Source organism: Aquibacillus saliphilus, from assembly GCF_020404745.1.
Classification (GTDB): Bacteria; Bacillota; Bacilli; order Bacillales; family Amphibacillaceae; genus Aquibacillus; species Aquibacillus saliphilus.
The window spans coordinates 175034-197263 of the sequence record NZ_JAIZAP010000006.1 but is presented as its reverse complement, the minus strand read 5'-3'; the positions used below and the strand labels follow the sequence as shown (position 1 = coordinate 197263).

Below are 22230 nucleotides of genomic sequence, written 5' to 3'. Positions count from 1 at the left end.
AATCCAGGTTGAGTGCGCATTCTGGGTCGCTGAGTGAGAATAAATCCAAGTTGAGTGCGCATTCTGGGCCGCCGAGTGAGAATAAATCCAGGTTGAGTGCGCATTCTGGATCGCTGAGTGAGAATAAATCCAAGTTGAGTGCGCATTCTGGGCCGCCGAGTGAGAATAAATCCAGGTTGAGTGCGCATTCTGGGTCGCTGAGTGAGAATAAAACCAGATTGAGTGCGCATTCCGGGACGCCGATTCAGCACTCAACTCTTACAGAATGGATGGAAGTCACGATAAAGTTACTTCGCATTCTATCGAAAAACATCCTTTTATTAAAGAAAGTGTTTCAAACTGGAGGCAATGCCTACATAGACTTTCATAGTGGAAACTAGAAACCATATTATTTGCTTTCTGACTAGGGGCGTTTAAAAAGTAAGAGCTTTTTTGCATAAATTTGATTTTATATTACAGCCAATGAAATGGACCATCCGTGAAGTTGAAAAGGAAGAAACAGGCTTTAGTTTCAAGCCTGTTTCATAGTTACCTCCTGTATTCTTTTTCCATACCACCATTAAATAGGATATCTAGTTCGATATTTTTGGCGTCTTTAGGAACATTAAACGCCTCAGTAACTGTATTTAAAATTTCTTCATCTGGTGTGTTCTCATCAAAGGTAAAGGAAGAAAAAATACTGTCTAGCTCTTCAAGTGCTGCATCACCAGTTAAATTTATTTCTTGTGCTTTGTCACGATACGATGCTTCAATCTTATCATTATTTTCATGTTCATAGTCAACATCAAGTGCATCATTCGTATCTTGATAATCTGCATCAAGATCGAATTCGGTAAAACCGTAATCGGTGTTTGTATCGTTTTCCGTTCCTTGTTGTTGATCTTCATCTGTAGCATTTTGTGGTGGATTTTCTACTTCATCATTATCACCACAAGCAAAAAGTAATAGTGACAAAATCATGAAACTTCCTATCCAAATTATTCTTTCTTTCATCTTTATGATCACTTCCTTATCTCAAGTTTGTACTATTATTTCCTGAATAGCAGTAAAATATTACAACTTAATGAGATAGGTCATAGCGAACAACATCAGTAGAGACGTCTAAGTTTGGAATAAAAGTAGGGTAGGTGAACGTGTAGTCTATTTGTATGAATTTTACTGTTTACTCCGTTTATTCACCCACTCTTTTGCTACTTGAAGATAAAAGTCGTCCTCGTGCTGTTTATGGCGCATTAAAGTAAAAGAAGCTATTAATTTCTTTGATAATTTGTTGCGTGCTAAAACTGGGCCAGCTGTTAAATCCTCATTCAACTGATTGTGCTTAATGAGGTTTTCCTGGTACGTTTGCATGATCTCATTAACGGAATAATAGTCCCTCGTATCCTTTAATTTTAGTATGTTACGAAGAGAAAAACGGGTCATTGAAAGTGTCATATATGAAATAAGTCGTTGAAACATGTAGCACTGCCTTTCTTTTTGCTTTGTTAAAAAACATTTTTCACAATATGTATTTTAGCATAAACGGCTGTCACCTCTTCAAATAAAAAAACAGACAGCCTATTTGTGTTAGGCTATCTGTTTTATTTTCGTATGTTAAAACTTTCCATAACCAGCAAAGTACTTGCTCCAGTAAGAATTGTTTACACTAGTAACCTGAACCCCACTAGAACTTGCGTGAACAAATTCGCCATCGCCGATATAAATGCCCATATGACTAATTCCACTCTTGTAGGTGTTTTTAAAGAAAATTAAATCTCCTGCTTGTGGACTTTTAATCTTTGTTGCTTGGTCATAGTAGTCAGCGGCTGTCGTACGAGAGATGTTTTTACCTGCTTGCTTGTGCGCATAGTAAATGAATCCACTGCAGTCGAATCCACCAGGTGATGTTCCAGCCCATTCGTATGGTGTGCCGATGTGGCTTTTCGCTTCAGCAATCAATCGATCTACATAGGTGCTATCAATTCTTTTAGCTGATGCTTGCTGCGCTTTAGGTGCTGTTAATTCTAGTACTTGTCCAGCATAAATCATGTCAGAAGAAAGATTATTCCACGACTTCAAGTTTGAAATAGATAGATTGTATCGCTTAGCGATATAGGATAGCGTATCGCCTGGACTTATTTTGTAAGCTGTTATTGTGTTAGATTGACTCGTTTCAAGGTGTTGGTTTACATAGATTGTATTAGTTGCAAGATTATTAAATGATTTTAAGTTGGCAATCGATGTGTTGTGTTGCTTTGCGATTGACCACAGCGAATCGCCCGATTTAACGGTGTAAGAAGCTGCCTCTGCGTTCGATGAAAATCCAGTTGCAATCGCTAGAGTCGCAGCTGCTGTTAATACTGTTTTACTTAATTTCTTCATGTTGTTTCACTCTCCTCGTTGTATTTTATACAGTAAGAAAAATTTTATCCTAATTGTGGAAATTTTTTCGTTGATGGTTGTTAATGACTAGGTGAGTATAGCATGGATTAGCTAGAAATTGGCCTTTGTTAACAACATGTAATCCGACTTAATAGGGCTGTCATAATTACGGTTAAATCTGGATGATCTGGTAATCGGTGCTGGAGCTTTGATGATTGGAATTTCGATTTAACTTGAGCTGAATTAGAAGCTTATTTTTTAAAATAACAAGTGAATTTGCAATCAAAATCGTTCGTTAATCTTAGACAAAACGTAACAATAGTTCTTATCCATTCTTCAATTTTCTCTTGCTATACTATAGGCAACTTGTTGTTCGTTTTAACAATAGAATAGAAATTTAGCGCTGTAAAATACGAACAAAACAAGTCCGATTTTAACATAATAACTAGCTAGTGGAGGATTGTTGATGAAAATTGCTGTCGTTGGTATGGGATATGTGGGTTTAGTAACCGGAGTTTGCTTGTCAGATATTGGCCATACTGTAACTTGTATTGATATCAATCTAAAAAAGGTCAAGAAAATGAAACAAGGCATTTCCCCAATATATGAACCCGGAATTGCTGAAATGATGGTTAAAAATATTGAAAATGATCGCTTAATTTTTACAACGAATCATAAATTAGGTGTTTTGGACGCCGATGTTATTTATATTGCAGTCGGTACCCCTGAGAACGAAGATGGATCAGCAAATTTATCATGTGTAGAGCATGTTGCTAAGAAAATTGCGCAAACAATAGAAAAAGATACCATTGTTGCTACAAAGAGCACAGTTCCAGTTGGGACAAATGAAAAAATCAAACAAATTATAAACGATAATCTTGTAGACGAATTTAGTGTAGAAGTCGTATCGAATCCCGATTTTTTAAGAGAAGGATCGGCTATCTATGATTCATTTCATGGAGATCGAATTGTGATTGGTTCCGAAAGTCTAAGAGCGGCGAAGGTTATCGAAAAGATTAATCAACCATTCGGCGTCCCAGTATTTCATACAGATATTCGAAGTGCAGAAATGATTAAGTATGCCTCTAATGCATTCCTTGCTACCAAAATAAGTTTTATTAACGAAATATCCAATCTGTGCGAGAAGGTAAATGCCAATGTAGAAGACGTAGCAAAAGGGATGGGACTAGACAGAAGAATAGGTTCCGAGTTTTTAAATGCTGGAATTGGCTATGGTGGCTCGTGTTTTCCAAAGGATTTGAAGGCACTTATTCAACTAGCTAGCAGCTGTGATTATCAGTTTGAAGTGCTTCAAGGGGTTGTCAATGTCAATAAGAAACAGCAAGTTCTGTTAGTAAATAAATTAGTAGAAAGACTGCCCACACTAAAAGGGAAAAAGATCACAGTATTAGGTTTAGCATTTAAACCGAATACCGATGACATGCGTGAAGCAACCTCACTAGTCGTGATCGAAAAACTTTTAGAAAATGGCGCCGAAGTTGTAGCCTATGACCCAGTAGCGATAACTAATGCGAAAGCTATCCTTGGCAATAAGGTTCAGTATATAGAAGATATCGATCAAGCGGTAAAAAATAGCGACGCCACGCTCATCCTAACCGAATGGGATGAAATCAAAAATATTCGACTTAATTCATTCAAAACGATGAATTACCCACTCGTTATCGATGGTAGAAACTGCTTCAAATTAGAGAAAATGAAAGAACATCAAATTGAATACCACTCAGTAGGAAGGCCAGTAGTAGGCGAAGTGAAGGAATTGATAGAGAAATAGGATGAGCTGAGTGCGCATACTTGTGCCGTGAGTGAGAATAAAAGGAGGTTGAGTGGGCGATCCAGGATTTGAATGAGAATAAGAGCCAACTGAACGAGCATTCTTGCGCCGTGAGTGAGAATAAAAGGAGGCTGAGCGCGCATTAAGTAGAAGAAAAAGCAATCCCCTCCAATTTCTGGAGGGGATTGCTTATTTCTAATATAGTCTCTTAAATCCTTCGAAGTGCTTCTTCCAATACGAGTTGTCTAGACTAGTAACTTGAACACCGCCTGAGGCTGCGTGAATGAATTTGTTGTCTCCTACGAGAATACCTAAGTGAGAGATGCCTTTACGGTAGGTATTTTCGAAAAAGACAAGGTCGCCTACTTGCGGTTTGTTGACATAAAATGAGCGGTTATAGTAGCCATCACTTGAATATCTGCCAATTGATTTACCTGCTTTATTGTAGACATAGTGAATAAATCCACTACAATCAAATCCAGTACTCAGGCTAGATCCGCCAAATAAATAAGCTGTGCCTAGTAATTTGTTTGCTTCATTTAATAGTTTGGTTATATTGTAGTCTACTTGTTCGGTAGGTTGTTGTTCTACTTTAGGCTGTTCGACTTTTTCTGGTGCTGCCTTTTTTAATTGTAATGTTTGTCCAATGTGAATGACATCAGAAGAAAGGTTGTTCCACTTTTTTAAGTCACTGATGGAGACACCTTGGTTATTACCAATTTTCCAAAGGGAATCGCCAGCTTTCACCTTGTATGTAGATGTTGGAGTGGAAGAACTTGAATCATTAGAACTTCCTGAATCACTTGGCTTCTTTGTTGGAGCAGGTTTTTCATTAGTGGATGAACTGCTAGGTTTAGTAACGGCAAATACGTCACCTGGATAAATTAACGTCGTCGTAAGTTTGTTCCATTCCATCAGATTGGTTAGTGAAATCTGATGTGCTGCTGCAATTTTGCTAAGTGAGTCACCTGCTTTTACTTTATAGGTGGTGACCTCATTTTTCACCTGCTCTGATTTGACTGGCGGTTTAGTAGGTGCGGTTTCCAAGTCAATTTTTAGTAATTGGTTTGGAAAAATAATTGCACTATTAAGGTTATTAATCGTTCGTAAATTATTGACACTTGTTTTATGTTTCTGGGCAATCAACCATAAGGAATCACCTTTTTGTACCTTGTAAGTAGCGGCTTCAGCACTACCAGCGGCAAAGGAAGAGGCAATAACAGCACCTGCAGTAAGCGACAACAACGTTTTTTTCATTCCATCAATCCCCTTTTCTCACGATCAAATTATATATTACCTAAGTATATCATAGTATTTTGTAGAAAAATCAGACAAAATTACTAATTTAAGTAAAAAAATTAGTCTTCTTTATCAGGTTGTGGGTAGAATCAGTAACCTGTTAATCAATGAGTTTAATAACCTAGTTTCTTCATAGGAATATTCCTGAAATTGGTTATCCTGTAGTAGTATTGACTATTTTTTGAAAAGTTTGATAGCAAATAAACTAGATGTGAGATATAATGAAGTATAATAGAATAAGGTAAACTTCTATCATTTGAAAAAGGCAAATCTATTGAAAAGTAGAGGCGCAAAGTCACGGACCTAAGGTGAAATCACTATGGTGGCCGGATCGCTGAAGGATGGAGAAAGAACTCGGTTTATTTACCCCCCTGAGTTGATTTCGAAATTCTTCCAAAAAACTTGGGAGGTTTTTTTATGGATAAAATTAGAAATAAAATTCGCTTTTTAGTGGCAAGTGTTCTCGTAACAGTTTTTGTGTTTACAACCTGGACAGGACAAGCTTTTGCAAATGAGGATGAACAATCAAATGAGCTAACTGTTCAAACAGTCGATGATACGGTGGAAGATGGTCAAGCAGATACTGAAGATAGTTCTGAAACAGACGCTGGAGAAGTGTCTGAAGAAGAGGTAGAGCTTGAGGAAGACTCGCCCGCAATTCTTCCGGGAGATTTCTTCTATTTTGCTAAAAAGTTTATCGAGAATTTTAAAATTGCTATGACGTTTGATAACGAAAAAGAACTAGGATTATTAGTTACAAATGCTGAGGAACGTATTAAAGAAGCTGAGGCTTTATTTATAGCTGGTGAAGAAGAATTAGCAAAAGAAACGCTAGAACAAGCAATTAAGCAACAAGAACAAGCGCTAGATAAGTATCAACAAGACGAAGAATCAACTGAAGAAGCTGATCAACCCGAAGAAGACGAAGAAATAATTTCGGGAGATGAAGAGGCTGATGATTCTGAAGCAGTTGATGAGGGTGAAGAATCAGATGAAACAGATTCAGTTGATACGATTCGTGCTGAATTAGAAGAGAGATTTTCTGCTAACATCCGTGCATTAAATGCGGCTATTGAAAAAATAACAAATCCCAAAGCAAAAGCAGCTTTACAAAAAAATGTTGCTAAAGCACAAGAAAAATTAGAAAAGAAAATGAATAGAAAACTAGCTGAATACGAGGAAGAAGTAAATGAGGAGCTAGAAGAAATCGAGGCTGAATTAGCTTCTGGTGAAATGAATGAGGAAGAGTACCAACTAGAAATGGCTAAAATGAGTGTTGAAATCGAGGAAGAAACAAGTGAAATGCTTGAAGAGTCAGATGAAGAAATAAATGAAGACCTAAAAGAGAACGATGAAGAAATTGAAGAACAGCAAGAAAAAGAAATGGAGAAAGCAGTAAAAGCTGAAGAAAAGGCAGCTCGAAAAGCAGAAAAGGCTGAAGAGAAAGCATCTGATAAAGCCGAAAAAGCTCAAGAGAAAGCAGCTGAAAAAGCAGAAAAAGCCGAAGAGGAAGCAGCAAGGAAAGCAGAGAAAGCTGAAGAAGAAGAAGAGAAAAAAGTAGAAAAAGCTGAGGAAAAGGCTGAGCGTGCAAGGGAAAAGGCCGAAGAAAAAGCTGAACGAGCACAGGAAAAAGCTGAAGAGAAAGCAAAGAAGGCCGAAGAAAAAGCAGCAAACAAACAGGATAAAGACGACGAAGAAGAAGACGAAGACGATAATGAATAATCATGATTCTGAGCGGGGGTTCCCTGCTCTTTTTTTATTTATATTTATACTAGGCATTGATTGTCACATGTTGGAAAAAATATAAACAGAACTCTTGGATTTAAGGTATTATCACAATATACTATAGCTTAAGATAGATAATTTAAGGAGAGATGTAACTGTATGAATAAGACACAAGTTTCGCAAATTCGCAAATCTAACCATCAAATAGATCCAATATTCTTGGAACGCTGGTCACCACGTTCCTTCCTGGGAAAACAGGTACCTGAAGACGTGTTAATGAGTGTATTTGAAGCGGCGCGTTGGGCACCGTCATCATCAAATACCCAACCATGGAGATTCATATTAGCACGTTCTGAAGATGACCTGGCAAGATTTCATTCCTTTATTATGGAAGGGAACAGAACATGGTGTGAAAAAGCACCAGTACTCGCTCTAATTATCTCTGAGCGTAAAAGTGGCGCACATGCATTCGACGCCGGTGCTGCCTGGGGTTATCTGTCCCTACAAGCGGCGCGAAACGGCTTGATTACCCATCCAATGGGTGGCTTTAACAAAGATGAAGCAAGAGAATTACTAAACATTCCAGAAGAATTTGATATCCACGCAGTCGTCGCAATTGGCTATCAAGGAGAAAAAGAAGCCCTGCCAAAAGAGATACAAGAAAGAGAACAACCTTCTGACCGTAGACCACTAGAGGAATCTATCCATGAAGGCACTTTTAAATAAAAAGAAGACAGTAGATCGCCTGAGGCGGTCTGTTTTTTTGATGAGCACTCTTCGCCTGGATTTATTCTCACTCAGCGTCCGGAATGAGCGCTCGCACGGGTTTTATTCTCACTCGTCGTCCGGAATGAGCGCTTGCACGAATTTTATTCTCACTCGTCGTCCGGAATGCGCACTCGCAGTAGCTTTATTCTCACTCAGCGTCCGGAATGAGCGCCCGCCTTGGTTTTACTCTCGCTCGGCGTCCCAGAGTGCGTGTTTTCCGCGTTATAGGGAAGTATTCTAAGCTGGGATTTGTTACTTGAAAATTGAAATTAAACAGGCTCCTTAATAAGTTCACTTATAATAGGGGATACTTTCACTAATAAATAGCCACTTGGCCATTTATACTAATTAATCAATCAAACGATTGATTAATTAGGAAATATTAAGAAATAAGGTGATCAAATGAAGGTGGCTGTGCTTTTATTATTATCTTTTCTTATAGTGACGAATCTTGTTAGTGGTGAAGAGATTAAAATTAAAAAAGGTGAATTTATCACAATTGCACATCGTGGTGCTTCTGCTTATGCGCCGGAACATACGATGCAGTCATACAATTTGGCGAAGGAAATGAACGCTGATTATCTAGAAATTGATGTGCAAATGACAAAAGACGGTATTCCAGTTGCTTATCACGATGATAAGCTCAATAAGAAAACAGGTTGGACAGGGGAAATAGAGAAATATACTCTAGAAGAGATCAAGCAAATTGATATTGGCAAATGGTTTGGTACAGATTTTGAAGGAGCTGAAATTCTAACATTAGCTGAAATTTTTGATAGATTTGGAACGAATACAAACTATTATATTGAGACAAAGAAACCTAAGCAAGGAACGGAGGAGGCTATTTTTGATCTTTTAGTTAAGTATCAACTTAATTTGTTTAATGGCCAGGTAATAATCCAATCATTCAGTGAGAGTAGTTTGCTGACGATGAAAAAATTAAATGATAACATTCCTCTTATTAAATTACTAAATAGCGAAAGTGCAACGAATTTAACTGATCATAAACTGAAAGAAATTGAGTCTTATGCAGATGGAATCGGTGTTGATTATAGGGTTGTTGATAAAGATTTTGTGGAAAAAGCTCATGGTAATAATCTGCTTGTCCACGCTTATACCGTTAATGAAATCAATAGCATGAAACGAATGTTGACTTTTAATGTCGATGGGATATTCACGAACAAACCGGATGTTCTGCTAAAATTAAGCTCATCGAATTAATCATCTAGTCAACCTGAAATAGAATGTCTACCTTATTAAATTAAAATTTGCAAGATAAATCTGTTGATTATTCTGATAGTTAAGTATATGGTTGATATATAACTGCATACGTTGAAGACAAAGGCAAACTATTCGAAAGGATAGGACGCAAAGCTCCTAGGGTCTAAGGTTTAAAACTATGATCGCCTGGCTACCATGAACGAGTCTTTATTAAATCAAGCTAAGTTTGATTTAATGAAGGTCTGCTTAGGGCTGTTCTTTTAGGAGAATAGCCCTTTTTAAATGGATAAGGCGATCCCAATATTGAATAAGAAGGGATTAGGTGATGAAACATGAAAAAATTTTATATCGTTATGGAAGCCTCTCTTTTTAGAGATGGGATCACAGAAATACTGAAAAACGAGCTTAACAACTTCCAAGTTTGTACAATTAATCCATCAGAGGTACTTAATCAACCAGATTTAGCTGAGGTAATTATCGTTAATTTGGATTCAGAGATCGATGTCACACCAATTATTTCAAAGTATCAAAATGCAAACAAAAAGGTGATTGTTTGGGCAAATGAGTTAAATGAAGGTCAATTAACCGAATTGTTCAAATTGAATTTGAATGGATATCTATATAATGGAATAGAGAAGGAAGACTTAATTAACGCAATTACCTCTGTTTTAAAAGGTGATGTTTATATTGATAACAAACTGTCACCAATACTCCTTGAAGATTATGTCCGTGTTCACACAAAACGCCAAGTCGACCGTCCAATTGGAGTTTTAACAAAACGAGAGTGGGAAGTTTTAGAACTAATGGTCAAGGGTTACAGCAATGAAAGGCTCGGCCAAGAATTATTTATCTCAGATAAAACAGCCAAAAACCATGTAAGCTCAATCTTGAGTAAGATGAAAGTTTGTGACCGAACGAATGCCGTCTTGAAAGCACTGAAAAATGACTGGTATTTAGTTAGCTGATTTTGTATTGGAATAAGTGAAAGTCAAGCTATCTTTAGATATAGCAAGTATAACGGTGATACTAGTAGAAGATTTAATTTATTAATACTAAATAATTCTAGTCGCTACTATTTGCTTTTAACTGAGTGAATTTGTTGAATGATAGGAGTATTTCCTGGGAAATGTTACATTTAGGTGGATGAAAGCAGTACGGTGTCGAAATATATACCGCGCATAGATAGCATCAACAATAGTTAAAAGCTAATCAGCATGGAAATCCCCCGCATTCGCCGACTAGCCAATCAATCTTCAAAGCCTCAGCAGGCCGTTTTCTGCTGAGGCTTTTCCTGTATTGTCTAGTAAACTATAGATTTTTCTGCCGCGGATGATTAATTACTAAGTTAGCCGCGTCCAGCCCCGGCGGCTTTTGTTGTCGTGGTTAAAGGTTCCGTAATCTGTATGCTATAATTCTCATTAAGCATAGTCGCGGAGGTAGTTAAATTGTCTTTTTCAATCGTAATTCCTGCATATAATGAATCAAAATCAATCGCCATTGTTCTGGGAAAAATAATAGAAACAATAGATGACGCTGAAATAATCGTGGTAGATGATTGTAGTACGGATAACACAATAGAGGTCTTAGAGCAATTTGAGCGAGTGAAAATTGTTAAACATGTAAACAACATGGGTCCAACAGCCGCATTAATGACTGGCTTTCATGCAGCGACTTTTGATGCAATGGTATCTCTCGATGCGGATGGGCAACATCCAATCGAATCAATAGAGAAAATAGTTAACCCTATCCTGAATGATGAAGCAGATCTAGTTCTAGGCACCAGGTCCGAACTTCCACGTCTAGGCGAAAAGATTATTGCTCTAGCTGCCGGTGTCTCAGATGCCACGACAGGCTTTAAAGCAATGCGGAAAAAGTGTGTCCAATTCGTTGAAGATGACATTGCTTATGGTGGAATGCTCATCGTTAAAGCGAAAAAACGCAATCTTCGCGTTAAAGAGGTTCCGACAAAAGTAATCGATAGAATGGAAGGCCATTCCACTCAATCAAACTATCTGATATTGAAGAGATCCTTGAAGTTTGTAGTTTGGACTTTATTTAATAAAAGATAGCAAAATAAGATTGAGGGAATAAGCCCGGGATTTATTCTCACTCGGGCCGATGGAATGCGCACTAGCCCGGGTTTTATTCTCACTCAGGGCGATGGAATGCGCACTCACCTGGGTTTATTCTCATTCGGGCCTGTGGAATGCGCGCTCATCCTGGATTTATTCTCACTCGTGGCGATGGAATGCGCACTTATTCTCACTCAGGCCCGTGGAATGCGCGCTCGCCCGGGTTTTATTCTCATTCAGGGCGGTGGAATGCGCACTCGCCCGGGTTTTATTCTCATTCAGGCCATCGGAATGCGCGCTCATCCTGGGTTTATTCTCATTCGGGCCTGTGGAATGCGCGCTCATCCTGGATTTATTCTCACTCAGGCCTGTGGAATGCGCACTCACCTGGGTTTTATTCTCACTCGGCGGTGGAATGCGCATTCATCCTGGATTTATTCTCACTCGGGGCGATGGAATGCGCACTCATCCTAGATTTATTCTCACTCGGGCCTGTGGAATGCGCACTCGCCCCATCGCTACTCCGGTCGATAGTAGACTCGTCCTCTATGCTCTCCTGTATGTGGTAAATTCATAGCTGATAGTATTCTTGTTGCTAGGCTTCGGTCCTCGATATGGAGGAAATGTCTGCTCTGAAGGTTTGTGATGGTGGTACTTATTAATAAAATATAGTCGTGGATTGCTTGTTCATGTGCGGTTTTTGATTCTGCGTAGCACGTTGGACACTGCCATCGTCGAGGGATTCTTCGCATTGGGTAGGAATTACACGTTGGACACCTGACGCCTGTTATTAGATCCGATTTATTAATACCATACTTGGTCAGGACTTCTACATCGGATGGAGTGTGAGAACTTATTAATTTCTTTCCAATCGATTGGATAAGTGTATGGTCTAGAATAGGCTTTTTATACCTTCTTTGAATGTCGAAAATAGCATTTGCGAGGTGATCGAAGTGGAGAATTTTTTCTAATATATGCTCGCCGCCAGGTGTTACCATGATTTTTGTAGCCGGCTCTTTAATAGCAACTAGGAATTCGATTGGGACAGGCTTGAAATTGTTTTTGTTAAACCATCTCAGCAGCTCCCTTTGCTGCCTTTCAGCTTGAGCAATTGGGTTCTTAATCCCTTCTTGATTTCCATTAATCACTCGGAAAAATTGCTTTGATTTTGCGTCGTAATGGATATCACCGGAGAAGTTTTTCACCTCTATAATAACTGCAAATTGAGGAGTTAGAAGGAGGGAGTCAATTTGGAAGTGGTATTTGCCATTCTTTAAGCGAGTATCATAAAAAATGTGGAAATCTTTATATGGTAATGGATCGAGGTAATAATCAAGTGATCCTTCTCCCAAGTATCCTTTCTGTCGTCTTGCTAATTCCTCCAATACAATTGGTCGCATTTTATGGCTTTGGGACAATCTCCTTGCCAGTGCTTCCAACTTCAAGTTCAGGATTGGAACAGCTGTGTGTTTAATGATCAATAATATCACTCCTTTTTAAGTTAACTAATATATTCTACTAGTTAATGAAAAATCCTCTATTAAATGAGTTAATAGACCAAAGATAAAAAAGAAGTGGAAGCATGTTTTGCTTTCGTTACATCCTGCGGAAACTTTTTCCGGTTTACTAGAAATTAGTATCTTTTTCATCTAGGAACCAATTCATTAGTAACAAAGGTGAATATAAAGCCGTCATTATAATTAGAACTAGATAGCATTATATTAATAAACAGTCTCCAACATTTACTATTTGATACACTAAGCAATCCCTCCCTGAAATAGGAATCAACTTTTTCACTTCAGGAATGCGCACTCACCTCGTATTTATTCTCACACAGGTCATCGGAATGCGCGCTCGCCCCGTATTTATTCTCACTCAGGCCGTCAGAATGTGCGCTCATCCTGAATTTATTCTCACTCAGGCAGTCAGAATGCGCACTCGCCCCGTATTTATTCTCACTCAGGTCGTCAGAATGCGCACTCACCTCGTATTTATTCTCACTCAGGCCGTCGGAATGCGCACTCATCCTGTATTTATTCTCACTCAGGCCGTCGGAATGCGCACTAGCCCCTCACTCAGCCCGAGTAATAGCCCCAATCTAGCTGAAATCCAGAAGAACAGAAAAAATAAAAGTGGATATTTTTTTCATAAAAAAATAAAATAAAAGAAATTATTTACAAAAAAACAATCTTGTGATAATCTTTGGTTGTACTAATAATTATTAGAAAATTTAAAAATCCTTGAAGGAGGATGGTTACGTGAACGAGACTTTAGACAAATTTAAAGGTATCATTCCAGCTTTTTACGCTTGCTATGATGAAAATGGTGAAGTGTCAGAGGAAAGAACAAAAAACCTCGCAGTCTATTTATTTGATAAGGGAGTGAAAGGCCTTTATGTAGGTGGAAGCTCTGGGGAATGTATTTATCAAAGTATCGAAGAAAGAAAAAGAACACTGAAGTATGTTGCTGAGGAAATGAAAGGAAAGCTCACGCTAATCGCACATGTTGGTGCTCCGTCAACAAAAGACAGTGTGGTATTAGCTAAATACGCAAGTGAATTAGGTTATGATGCGTTGTCAGCGATACCGCCAATTTATTATAAGCTTCCGGAAGATTCTATCTACACCTATTGGACGAAAATCATCGACTCAACGGAACTACCGTTTATCATTTACAACATTCCACAAACAACAGGATATAACTTATCTATTAATCTATTTGAAAGAATGTTAAAGAATAAAAAAGTAATCGGCGTTAAAAATTCTTCTATGCCTGTGTTGGACATAGAAAGATTCAAAACGATTGGCGGCAAAAATGTTATCGTTTTCAACGGTCCTGATGAACAGTATGTTTCGGGTAGATTGATTGGAGCAGACGCTGGGATCGGCGGAACATATGCAGTCATGCCGGAATTATATTTAATGGCTGAGAAATATGTCTCAACGGGTCGGTTTGAAGATGCTAGAGCGATTCAAAGTGAGATTAATACTTTTATTATTGCTTTAAATTCACTCCATGGTTCGATGTACGCAGTTATAAAAGCAATACTTAAACTACAAGGCGTTAATGTTGGAAGCGTAAGAGAACCAATGCCTCCAGTGATCGAAGAGGATTTGGCAAAAGTCGAAGAAATCAAGAACAACATTAATCAAGCGATTTTAAATTTTAGTAGTTGAGGTTGATTAAATTAGTTACATACTAATTTTAAACAGATTAAATAGACTAGGCAGAATAACGATCGTTTCAAACTAAAGGAGTAATGCGGATGAGGAAAGTTAATTACGGTGTAATTGGAACCGGTTACTTTGGTTATGGTCTTGCAAAGATTATCCGTGATGATGTGCAAGGTGGAAAAGTGGTTGCTGTCTATGATCCAAATAACGCTGAAGAAATCGCAAGAGAACTTGATTGTGATCAGGAAATGGACATAGAGTCCTTATGCAAACGAGAAGATATTGATGCTGTGATTATTGCATCGCCAAATGCGAATCATAAAGAACCGGTTTTGTATGCTGCCAAACATAACAAGCACGTTTTTTGTGAAAAGCCGATTGCACTTTCCTACCAGGATTGCGACCAAATGATTGAAATCACAAAGCGAAATGATTTGGTCTTTATGGCTGGGCATGTCATGAATTTCATCGATGGTGTACGTGAAGCGAAGCGAGTCATTAATGATGGGGAAATAGGTGACATTCTTTTCTGTCATGCTGAACGAACGGGCTGGGAAGATGCCAAGGAACAAGTGAGTTGGAAAAAGAAAAAGAAATTATCTGGTGGTCACTTATATCATCATATCCACGAATTAGATTTTATTCAATTTCTAATGGGGCCAGCTACTAGAGTGTGTATGGTAGGTGGGAATGTTGCTCACCAAGGAGAAGAATTTGGTGATGAAGACGATTTATTACTTGCTTCATTAGAGTTTAAAAATAATACGTTTGCAACAATCCAATATGGTTCCGCGTTTAGGTTGGGAGAACATTACGTCAAGATTCAAGGGACTAAGGGAGCTATTTTAATAGATCTTAAGAATGTCAATGTAGTGGTGAAGACCCTTGATAAAGAAGAGAGAATTTTACTTCATGCATCAGAAGTAGAGGACGAGAATAGAAGAAGGATTTATCAAGAACTTGAAGGTGGCATTATGTATGGGGATCCAAAAACGAAGGTTCCTATCTGGTTAGATACGATAATGAAAAAAGAATTGAATTATTTTCATGATGTATTACTAGGATTAGAAGTTGAGGAAGAATTTATTCCGTTACTAGACGGTACAGCTGCTAGAGCCGCTGTTGCGACAGCAGATGCGCTTACTTTATCACTGAAAGAAGATAGAAAAGTAAGTGTCGATGAAATTATAGCAATGAAAGCTCAAGCCACAGTAAGTTAACGATAAGAATGGCAATTCAGTCGGGAAATAACACACATAATCTCAGGGTAGAAACCATTCCTGAGGTAAATAAGCCATCATGCCCCCCCTATCTTTACTAAAAAAGAAATTTAGTCGTTTGTGCAGTATTTGATATGGAAGTTCATGGGCTCTTAAAGTCCATCTTCAAATAACAAAGGTTGATAAAAACAGGAGGGATTAGGATGTTAAGAAAAAGATTGTTTGTTGTTTTAGGATTTGCGTTAATTCTTTTTATTCTTGGAGCTTGTAGTGACGAAGGAAGTAGTTCTGAAGGAACAACAGATTCATCAGATTCAGATTCAAGTAAAGATAAAGTAGAATTATCTTTGTGGTTGACTCCTCAGTGGAAGGGTGTATTAGATTCTGACGAAGAGGGAGCGGATTATGATAGTTTCTTCAATCATGCAGCAGAAAAATTTGCGGCACAGTATGAAGAATACGATGTCGAAATAGATGTTGAAGTTATAGCAGCTGATCAAAGAGATGAAATGTTAAATGTTAATTTAAATGGTGGTACACCTCCAGATATTTTTTATGAAAGTGTGTTCGCGATGGGTGACTATGCCCATAGAGGTGCTTTAGTACCATTGAATGACATTGTTGACGAGGAAGCAAAAGGTGATATTGCCTCTAATTACTGGGATACAGTAACATTTGGAGATGACGTTTATTTCTATCCATACTCACATATGCCAGGGACATTAGTATATAACGCTGATATGTTCAAGGCTGCAGGTCTTGAAGACTATGTTGGTGGTGAAGAAGAAATAAAGACATGGACATTAGATGAGTTTGACACCGTTCTAAACACACTTAAAGAAGACGTTCCAACTGATAAATATTCAAATGCATACCCAATGGGATTATATGCCCTTAATACCCAAGGTGATACATGGAATCTAGCATACCTTAGAATGTTCGGTAATCCATTCTTTGACGATAACGGTAACATCGTTCTTAATGATGAGAACGGGGCTGAAGCTGCAGCATGGATGAAAGATATCAATGATTCAGGATTAACCAACCCTGGTGCTGAATCCGTTTCTTCTAATGACGTAAATGCAATGTTCCAAAACCAACAACTTGGTATAAGTTTTACTAACTCCGTTTTATATAACAATACGATAGCAGATATGGAAAGTGGCAATGCACCAGAATTTGATGCAAGATTAGCTAATATTCCATCTGAAAGTGGAGATCCGTTAACGTTCACTTATGTAACAGGTGCAGCGGTATTTGACACAGGTGACGAAACAAGAATTAAGGTAAGTAAGGATTTTGTTAAATTCTTCTCATCTGATCCTGAGTTAGTGAAGTCTTCGAAAAATGGCGTACCAGTAAGAACTTCCGTTGCTGAAGAATTTAAGGATGAGAATCCATTCTTTGCGGCCTACGATGAAAATGCCCAATATATGTTCAGTTTTACTGGTAACGTGCCAGGATACAGCGAATTAAGACAAGTTTTATATCCTGAGCTACAAGCTCTATACACTGGTGAAAAGACTCCTGAGCAAGTTGTCGAGGATTATCAGACAAAAGGTAATGAAGTAATTGAAAGTTCAAGAGCAGACTCAGTTATTTATAGTGAATAAAAAAAGTATTTTATTATAGGTTCAGGCCCCGAAAGCAGGGGCCCTGAATTTTAGAAAGGAAAAGGGTGTTTATGAAAGTAAATCGCTACGCCTTGAAGAGAAACATGACAGGATATCTCTTTATTGCGCCTCAACTCCTCTTTTTTTTAGTATTTCTTGTCTATCCAATTTTTGAAGGCATCCGATTAAGTTTATTTAAAATAAGCTATCAAGGGACAACTTTTGTTGGGTTTGACAATTATACAGCGTTGTTTAGCAATCCTGTTTTCGTTAAATCAGTCATTAATACAGTTGTTTTCGTAGTTGCGATCGTCGCTTTAACAGTACTATTTGCTATTTTTGTTTCATCAGCTATTTTTGATAAAAATGCAAAATATGTATCATTTATTAGGGGGAGTTATTACATCCCAGTGATGGTGTCCATGGTTGTAATGAGTATGATTTGGGGCTTTTTGCTAAATCCAGCTAACGGACTGATCCCCTATGTGATGAGAGAGTTAGAACTACCAGCAGTAAATTTTCTTGGTAATAAAGACTTAGTACTGCCAGTGATTATATTTGTTACATTTGCTACCAATGTTGGTCAGGCAATCATTCTTTATATTGCATCGATGATTGGTGTCCCAAAGGAATTATTTGAAGCGGCTGAAATTGATGGAGCTAATCGAAAAGACGTCATATTTAAGATATTAATTCCATTAGTTAAGCCTACTACTTTATATATCATCATCATTAATATCATTGCTGTTTTAAAGATATTCGTAGTTATCCAACTCCTAACCGGAGGTGGCCCAAATAATGCTTCAACAACACTGATGTATTTCCTATATAATAATGCATTTAAATATAATCAGTTGGGAATTGCCTCAGCTGTCGGTGTAATTATGTTTGTTATTGCATTACTATTAGCTATCCCGCAGCTTAGAACTATGTTGAGGAAGGAGTAGAGGTGAGAAGATGTTTAAACGAAAAAACAAACGTAAATTAGAAAAATTTGATCTAGTAGCAAATGCCTTAGTAATATTTTTCGCTGTATTAAGTGTGTTTCCATTGTTTTGGTTGATAACTAGTTCGTTTAAAAATAGTGCGGCAGTAGTGAAAATGCCACCAGATTGGATTCCAAAAACATTCAATTATGTCAACTATATTGATGTTTTTAATAACCAGCCAGCATTTAGGTGGGCGATGAACAGTATTATTGTATCGCTTGTATCAACCGTTGCATTGGTGATTGTTAGTTCGCTTGCAGCATATGCTTTTTCAAAGTTAGAATTTAAGGGAAAAAATGTAATCTTTATTATTTTCATTTCAAGTTTAATGATACCAAAAGAGGTAATGATTGTTCCTTTATTTAGAGTTGTTCAAGACTTAGGTATGGTTAATTCATTAAATGGAATGATTTGGCCGAATGTGGCAACTGCTTTTGGAGTTTTCCTACTAAAAGGATTTTTTGATAGTATCCCGGATTCTTTACGAGAATCTGCAAGGATGGACGGAGCAAGTGAACTAAGGACGTTCGTTAAAATTATGCTTCCAATTGTAAAACCAGGTATTGGTGCATTATTTATCTTGTTTTTCGTTCAAGTATGGAATGACTATTTATGGCAACTTGTTATTGGGCAAGAAGAAAATGTGAAGACATTAAATGTAGGAATTGCTACCTTAATGCAAGACTTAAATCCAAATTTTGCATATAAAATGGCTGGCGCTACAGTAGCAGCAATACCAATGCTAGTAATCTTTGTGTTTTTCCAACGGTACTTTACTAGTGGAATAACAATTGGTGCAGAAAAAGGATAATTCAGATCATGGGGATGATTTTATGAAAACGACAGAAAATTTATTTGAAAATATAAAAGGTGAACTGATTGTATCTTGTCAGGCCCTACCCGAAGAACCACTTCATAGCCCATTTATTATGGGCCGGATGGCATATGCTGCAATGCTTGGTGGAGCTAAAGGAATAAGAGCCAATAGTGTAGAAGACATAAGAGAGATTAAAAAGGTTGTAAATTTGCCGATTATTGGCATAATTAAAAGAGTATATGATGAGTCCGGTGTTTTCATCACTCCAACAATGAAGGAAATTGATGCTTTGTATCAGGAAGGTGTCGAAATTATAGCGCTTGATGCCACCAACCGGATTCGGCCCGATAAAACGACGATAACTGAAATTTTTCCTAAGATTAGAGAGAAATATAGAGATCAGCTGTTTATGGCTGATTGCTCTACATATCAAGAAGCGAAAGAAGCATATCAATTGGGTTTTGACTTGATTGGTACTACTTTAAGTGGTTATACCGAGTCTACAAAAGGGAAGAGCTTACCAGATGTAGAATTAGCGAAGCGAATCGTCGAAGATATCCCTATTCCAATTATTGCAGAAGGTGGAATCTCTACTCCTGAAGAATTAACTTCGATGCTTGAAGTAGGTGTGCATGCTGCTGTCGTAGGAACAGCTATTACAAGACCGATGGAAATAACGAAGCGATTTGCTGAACGTATTAAAGAGTATAGCTACAAAGAAGCCTAAAGGATGAATCCAATGAAACTAGTAGGAGTAGATATTGGTGGAACTTCGATAAAACTTTGTATATCCAATGAAAAAGGTGCTATTGAATTTTTTGAAGAATATGATTCTGAAAGTAAAAAAGGTGGAAAATACGTAGTAGAAAAGGTCATTCGAATCATTTCAGAGTTTAGCGATTTTGATGCAATTGGTGTTAGTACTGCCGGTCAAGTAGATAATCTTAAGGGTGAAATCACCTATGCTAATCAAAATATACCAAACTATACAGGGACAAAACTAAAGTATATATTAGAGTCAAGATTCGATGTCCCTGTTGAAGTTGAAAATGATGTAAATGCTGCTGCATTAGGTGAAAAAAACTTTGGTAGTGGTAAGGATTTTACCAATTTTCTTTGTTTAACTTATGGGACTGGTGTTGGTGGTGCAATTGTACTTGATTCCAACCTATATAACGGAACAAACGGACTTGCTGGTGAGTTTGGTCATATCATCACTCACCCCTCCGGACTACCGTGTGTTTGTGGTGGAAATGGATGCTACGAAATGTATGGATCTGTGACAGCTTTAGTGAAAAAGTCAATCGAAGTTAACGAGTTGTATAGTAATGGTAGAATTATTATAGATAACTATAATCAAGGAAATCGTATGTTAGATAAGGTTGTTAACGATTGGATCGATGAAATAGCGATAGGACTTATATCTTTAATTCATGTTTTTAATCCCCAAGCAATTATTATCGGTGGAGGGATTATGGAACGAGAAGAAATAGTTCGTATGATAAATACGAGAGTTAAACAACGAATCATGGGAAGTTTTTCAAAAATTAAAATAGTAAAGGCTTCACTAGGAAATAAAGCTGGGGTAATGGGTGCGATATCACTTCATTTATCAGGACAGGCGGAAGGAGTACGTAATGACTAATGTAGATATATTCACATTAATTAAATCAAGGTTTCAGTCTTTAACGAATACAGAAAAGAAAGTGGCAACATTTGTTGTCGAGCATAAAAAAGAAGTCATTTATATGTCGATTACGGACTTGGCTGACGCCTGTCAGGTTGGTGATACTAGTGTGTTTAGATTCTGTCGAGCGATGGACCTTAAAGGTTACCAGGAGTTCAAAATATCGATTGCGCATAGCTTATCATTGCAAGATGAAACACCACAACTATCAAGCGAAATTACCATGCAAGATACAATCGACGAACTCGCTTCAAAGGTATTATCATCAACAGTTGACGCATTATCTGAAACGCGTAACCTTCTTAATTCTAAAGATATGTCAAAAGCGGTTGATGAAATGATCAATGCCGAAAGAATCCACTTTTACGGTGTTGGTTCTTCGCTTTTGACTGCCATGGAAGCAAAAAATAAATTCATGAGGATAACGAATAAGACAGAATGCTCGATAGATACCCACCTTCAAATGATGACAGCTTCATTAATGACTAAGAACGAAGTAGCTGTAATTATTTCATACTCAGGATCGACGAAAGATTCAATCGAAATTGCAAAAGTTGCAAAAGAAAGAGGAGTACCAATCATCTCTATTACAAGATTCGCGAAATCACCGCTAACGAAATACTCCGACATAACGCTAATTTGCGGTGCCAACGAAGGCCCGTTACAAGGCGGAAGTATTACCGCAAAAATCTCACAGCTATACTTATTAGATCTCCTTTTTGCAGAGTATTTCAAACGAACAAACAAAGAATCAATTGTTAATCGCGAACGCACCGCAAAATCCGTCATCGAAAAGCTACTATAACAAAACAGCGAAGCAGGTAATATAATGTGATCTGCTTATTTAATTATGATGAGCGCTCGTCTCACTTAGGGGCGTGGAATGCGCGCTCGTGCTGGATTTATTCTCACTCAGGGGCGTGGAATGCGCACTAATCCTAGGTTTATTCTCACTCAAGGCCATGGAATGCGCGCTCATCCTGGATTTATTCTCACTCAAGGCCATGGAATGCGCACTCGTGCTGGATTTATTCTCACTCAAGGCAAGGGAATGCGCACTCATCCTGGATTTATTCTCACTCAGTGGCGTGGAAATGCGCGCTTAGCCCGGATTTATTCTCACTCAATCCCAGGAATGCGCGCTCGTGCAGGATTTATTCTCATTCAATGGCGTGGAATGCGCGCTCGTGCTGGAATTATTCTCACTCAATCCCGGGAATGCGCGCTCGTGCAGGATTTATTCTCATTCAATGGCGTGGAATGCGCACTCATCCTTGATTTATTCTCACTCAAGGCCAGAGAATGCGCACTCACACGTTATCTGCAAAAGTTAAATTCAGTTAAATAAGTTTAACCAAAAGCCAGCATTAATTAGTTTAATGTTGGCTTTTGGTTTATTAAAATCCTCATATTCAAATGAAACAAAGGAAAGCGAGATAGATCTATCGAATTAATATATTCGATAGGTGAAATTTGTTTTAAATACCGATATA

Annotated in this window: 20 protein-coding genes and 2 riboswitches; of the genes, 15 read left to right on the top strand and 5 right to left on the bottom strand. The window is 37.9% G+C overall.

Features of this window, described 5'->3' with window-relative positions:
- Positions 1–528: 528 nt before the first annotated feature.
- From LD272_RS08620 to LD272_RS08610, 3 genes are all read right to left on the bottom strand, one after another.
- Complete coding sequence (locus LD272_RS08620; RefSeq protein ID WP_226036198.1) at positions 529–993, bottom strand: YusW family protein; 465 nt, start codon at positions 991–993, stop codon at positions 529–531.
- 162 nt (positions 994–1155) lie between these two features.
- Positions 1156–1458 (bottom strand): hypothetical protein, encoded by a 303-nt coding sequence (locus tag LD272_RS08615; protein ID WP_226036197.1) that lies wholly within the window; start codon positions 1456–1458, stop codon positions 1156–1158.
- A 135-nt stretch (positions 1459–1593) separates the two neighbouring features.
- Complete coding sequence (locus tag LD272_RS08610) at positions 1594–2361, bottom strand: C40 family peptidase (RefSeq protein ID WP_226036196.1); 768 nt, start codon at positions 2359–2361, stop codon at positions 1594–1596.
- Positions 2362–2827: 466 nt separating this feature from the next.
- Here LD272_RS08610 and LD272_RS08605 point away from each other — a divergent pair, with 466 nt between their 5' ends.
- Entirely contained in the window at positions 2828–4153 is a 1326-nt protein-coding gene (locus tag LD272_RS08605; protein WP_226036195.1) for a UDP-glucose dehydrogenase family protein, read from the top strand.
- A 195-nt stretch (positions 4154–4348) separates the two neighbouring features.
- On the opposite strand, the gene LD272_RS08600 is transcribed toward LD272_RS08605, so the two are convergent.
- Positions 4349–5410 carry a C40 family peptidase gene (locus tag LD272_RS08600; RefSeq protein ID WP_226036194.1) on the bottom strand — a complete coding sequence of 354 codons (1062 nt, stop codon included), beginning with the start codon at positions 5408–5410 and terminating at the stop codon, positions 4349–4351.
- Positions 5411–5706: 296 nt separating this feature from the next.
- Positions 5707–5791, top strand: a riboswitch (cyclic di-GMP riboswitch).
- A 78-nt stretch (positions 5792–5869) separates the two neighbouring features.
- Between LD272_RS08600 and LD272_RS08595 the strand changes: the two genes are divergently transcribed.
- The 5 genes from LD272_RS08595 (at position 5870) to LD272_RS08575 (ending at position 11235) form a co-directional block, all read left to right on the top strand.
- A complete protein-coding gene (locus LD272_RS08595) occupies positions 5870–7174 on the top strand; it encodes a DUF5667 domain-containing protein (RefSeq protein WP_226036193.1) in 1305 nt (434 codons plus the stop codon).
- Between the two features lie 162 nt (positions 7175–7336).
- The gene (locus LD272_RS08590; RefSeq protein WP_226036192.1) at positions 7337–7903 is read left to right on the top strand and encodes a nitroreductase family protein; all 567 of its coding nucleotides are present in this window, start codon (positions 7337–7339) and stop codon (positions 7901–7903) included.
- Positions 7904–8353: 450 nt separating this feature from the next.
- Positions 8354–9166, top strand: coding sequence for a glycerophosphodiester phosphodiesterase family protein (locus LD272_RS08585; protein WP_226036191.1), 813 nt, complete (start codon positions 8354–8356; stop codon positions 9164–9166).
- Between the two features lie 112 nt (positions 9167–9278).
- Positions 9279–9364: riboswitch (cyclic di-GMP riboswitch) on the top strand.
- Between the two features lie 134 nt (positions 9365–9498).
- On the top strand, positions 9499–10131 hold the full coding sequence (locus tag LD272_RS08580; protein WP_226036190.1) for a response regulator transcription factor: 633 nt from the start codon (positions 9499–9501) through the stop codon (positions 10129–10131).
- 480 nt (positions 10132–10611) lie between these two features.
- Positions 10612–11235 carry a glycosyltransferase family 2 protein gene (locus tag LD272_RS08575; protein WP_226036189.1) on the top strand — a complete coding sequence of 208 codons (624 nt, stop codon included), beginning with the start codon at positions 10612–10614 and terminating at the stop codon, positions 11233–11235.
- 521 nt (positions 11236–11756) lie between these two features.
- Here LD272_RS08575 and LD272_RS08570 read toward each other — a convergent pair.
- Entirely contained in the window at positions 11757–12719 is a 963-nt protein-coding gene (locus tag LD272_RS08570) for a nuclease-related domain-containing protein (protein WP_226036188.1), read from the bottom strand.
- A 777-nt stretch (positions 12720–13496) separates the two neighbouring features.
- On the opposite strand from LD272_RS08570, the gene LD272_RS08565 reads away from it, so the two are divergent.
- The 9 genes from LD272_RS08565 (at position 13497) to LD272_RS08525 (ending at position 22085) form a co-directional block, all read left to right on the top strand.
- Positions 13497–14414, top strand: coding sequence for a dihydrodipicolinate synthase family protein (locus LD272_RS08565; RefSeq protein ID WP_226036187.1), 918 nt, complete (start codon positions 13497–13499; stop codon positions 14412–14414).
- 89 nt (positions 14415–14503) lie between these two features.
- Positions 14504–15631, top strand: a complete 1128-nt coding sequence (locus LD272_RS08560; protein WP_226036186.1) for a Gfo/Idh/MocA family protein — start codon at positions 14504–14506, stop codon at positions 15629–15631.
- A gap of 203 nt (positions 15632–15834) precedes the next feature.
- Positions 15835–17244 carry an ABC transporter substrate-binding protein gene (locus LD272_RS08555; protein WP_226036185.1) on the top strand — a complete coding sequence of 470 codons (1410 nt, stop codon included), beginning with the start codon at positions 15835–15837 and terminating at the stop codon, positions 17242–17244.
- Positions 17245–17315: 71 nt separating this feature from the next.
- Positions 17316–18191: a carbohydrate ABC transporter permease gene (locus LD272_RS08550; protein ID WP_226036184.1), complete on the top strand. Its 876-nt coding sequence runs from the start codon at positions 17316–17318 to the stop codon at positions 18189–18191.
- Between the two features lie 10 nt (positions 18192–18201).
- Positions 18202–19044 carry a carbohydrate ABC transporter permease gene (locus LD272_RS08545; protein WP_226036183.1) on the top strand — a complete coding sequence of 281 codons (843 nt, stop codon included), beginning with the start codon at positions 18202–18204 and terminating at the stop codon, positions 19042–19044.
- Between the two features lie 22 nt (positions 19045–19066).
- Positions 19067–19777 (top strand): N-acetylmannosamine-6-phosphate 2-epimerase, encoded by a 711-nt coding sequence (locus LD272_RS08540; RefSeq protein ID WP_226036182.1) that lies wholly within the window; start codon positions 19067–19069, stop codon positions 19775–19777.
- 12 nt (positions 19778–19789) lie between these two features.
- Positions 19790–20695 (top strand): ROK family protein, encoded by a 906-nt coding sequence (locus LD272_RS08535; RefSeq protein ID WP_226036181.1) that lies wholly within the window; start codon positions 19790–19792, stop codon positions 20693–20695.
- Positions 20688–21542 (top strand): MurR/RpiR family transcriptional regulator, encoded by an 855-nt coding sequence (locus tag LD272_RS08530; RefSeq protein ID WP_226036180.1) that lies wholly within the window; start codon positions 20688–20690, stop codon positions 21540–21542. Before LD272_RS08535 ends, LD272_RS08530 begins: the two co-directional genes overlap by 8 nt.
- A gap of 78 nt (positions 21543–21620) precedes the next feature.
- Positions 21621–22085, top strand: a complete 465-nt coding sequence (locus tag LD272_RS08525; RefSeq protein WP_226036179.1) for a hypothetical protein — start codon at positions 21621–21623, stop codon at positions 22083–22085.
- The last annotated feature ends 145 nt before the right edge of the window (positions 22086–22230 follow it).

Bases quoted from the DNA above. Each gene is read 5' to 3' on its own strand.
- LD272_RS08545 (WP_226036183.1), top strand. From the start codon at position 18,202: ATGTTTAAACGAAAAAACAAACGTAAATTAGAAAAATTTGATCTAGTA.
- LD272_RS08535 (WP_226036181.1), top strand. From the start codon at position 19,790: ATGAAACTAGTAGGAGTAGATATTGGTGGAACTTCGATAAAACTTTGT.
- LD272_RS08600 (WP_226036194.1), bottom strand. From the start codon at position 5,410: ATGAAAAAAACGTTGTTGTCGCTTACTGCAGGTGCTGTTATTGCCTCT.
- LD272_RS08540 (WP_226036182.1), top strand. From the start codon at position 19,067: ATGAAAACGACAGAAAATTTATTTGAAAATATAAAAGGTGAACTGATT.
- LD272_RS08530 (WP_226036180.1), top strand. From the start codon at position 20,688: ATGACTAATGTAGATATATTCACATTAATTAAATCAAGGTTTCAGTCT.
- LD272_RS08580 (WP_226036190.1), top strand. From the start codon at position 9,499: ATGAAAAAATTTTATATCGTTATGGAAGCCTCTCTTTTTAGAGATGGG.
- LD272_RS08620 (WP_226036198.1), bottom strand. From the start codon at position 993: ATGAAAGAAAGAATAATTTGGATAGGAAGTTTCATGATTTTGTCACTA.
- LD272_RS08560 (WP_226036186.1), top strand. From the start codon at position 14,504: ATGAGGAAAGTTAATTACGGTGTAATTGGAACCGGTTACTTTGGTTAT.
- LD272_RS08610 (WP_226036196.1), bottom strand. From the start codon at position 2,361: ATGAAGAAATTAAGTAAAACAGTATTAACAGCAGCTGCGACTCTAGCG.
- LD272_RS08525 (WP_226036179.1), top strand. From the start codon at position 21,621: ATGCGCGCTCGTGCTGGATTTATTCTCACTCAGGGGCGTGGAATGCGC.
- LD272_RS08590 (WP_226036192.1), top strand. From the start codon at position 7,337: ATGAATAAGACACAAGTTTCGCAAATTCGCAAATCTAACCATCAAATA.
- LD272_RS08550 (WP_226036184.1), top strand. From the start codon at position 17,316: ATGAAAGTAAATCGCTACGCCTTGAAGAGAAACATGACAGGATATCTC.
- LD272_RS08595 (WP_226036193.1), top strand. From the start codon at position 5,870: ATGGATAAAATTAGAAATAAAATTCGCTTTTTAGTGGCAAGTGTTCTC.
- LD272_RS08605 (WP_226036195.1), top strand. From the start codon at position 2,828: ATGAAAATTGCTGTCGTTGGTATGGGATATGTGGGTTTAGTAACCGGA.
- LD272_RS08555 (WP_226036185.1), top strand. From the start codon at position 15,835: ATGTTAAGAAAAAGATTGTTTGTTGTTTTAGGATTTGCGTTAATTCTT.
- LD272_RS08615 (WP_226036197.1), bottom strand. From the start codon at position 1,458: ATGTTTCAACGACTTATTTCATATATGACACTTTCAATGACCCGTTTT.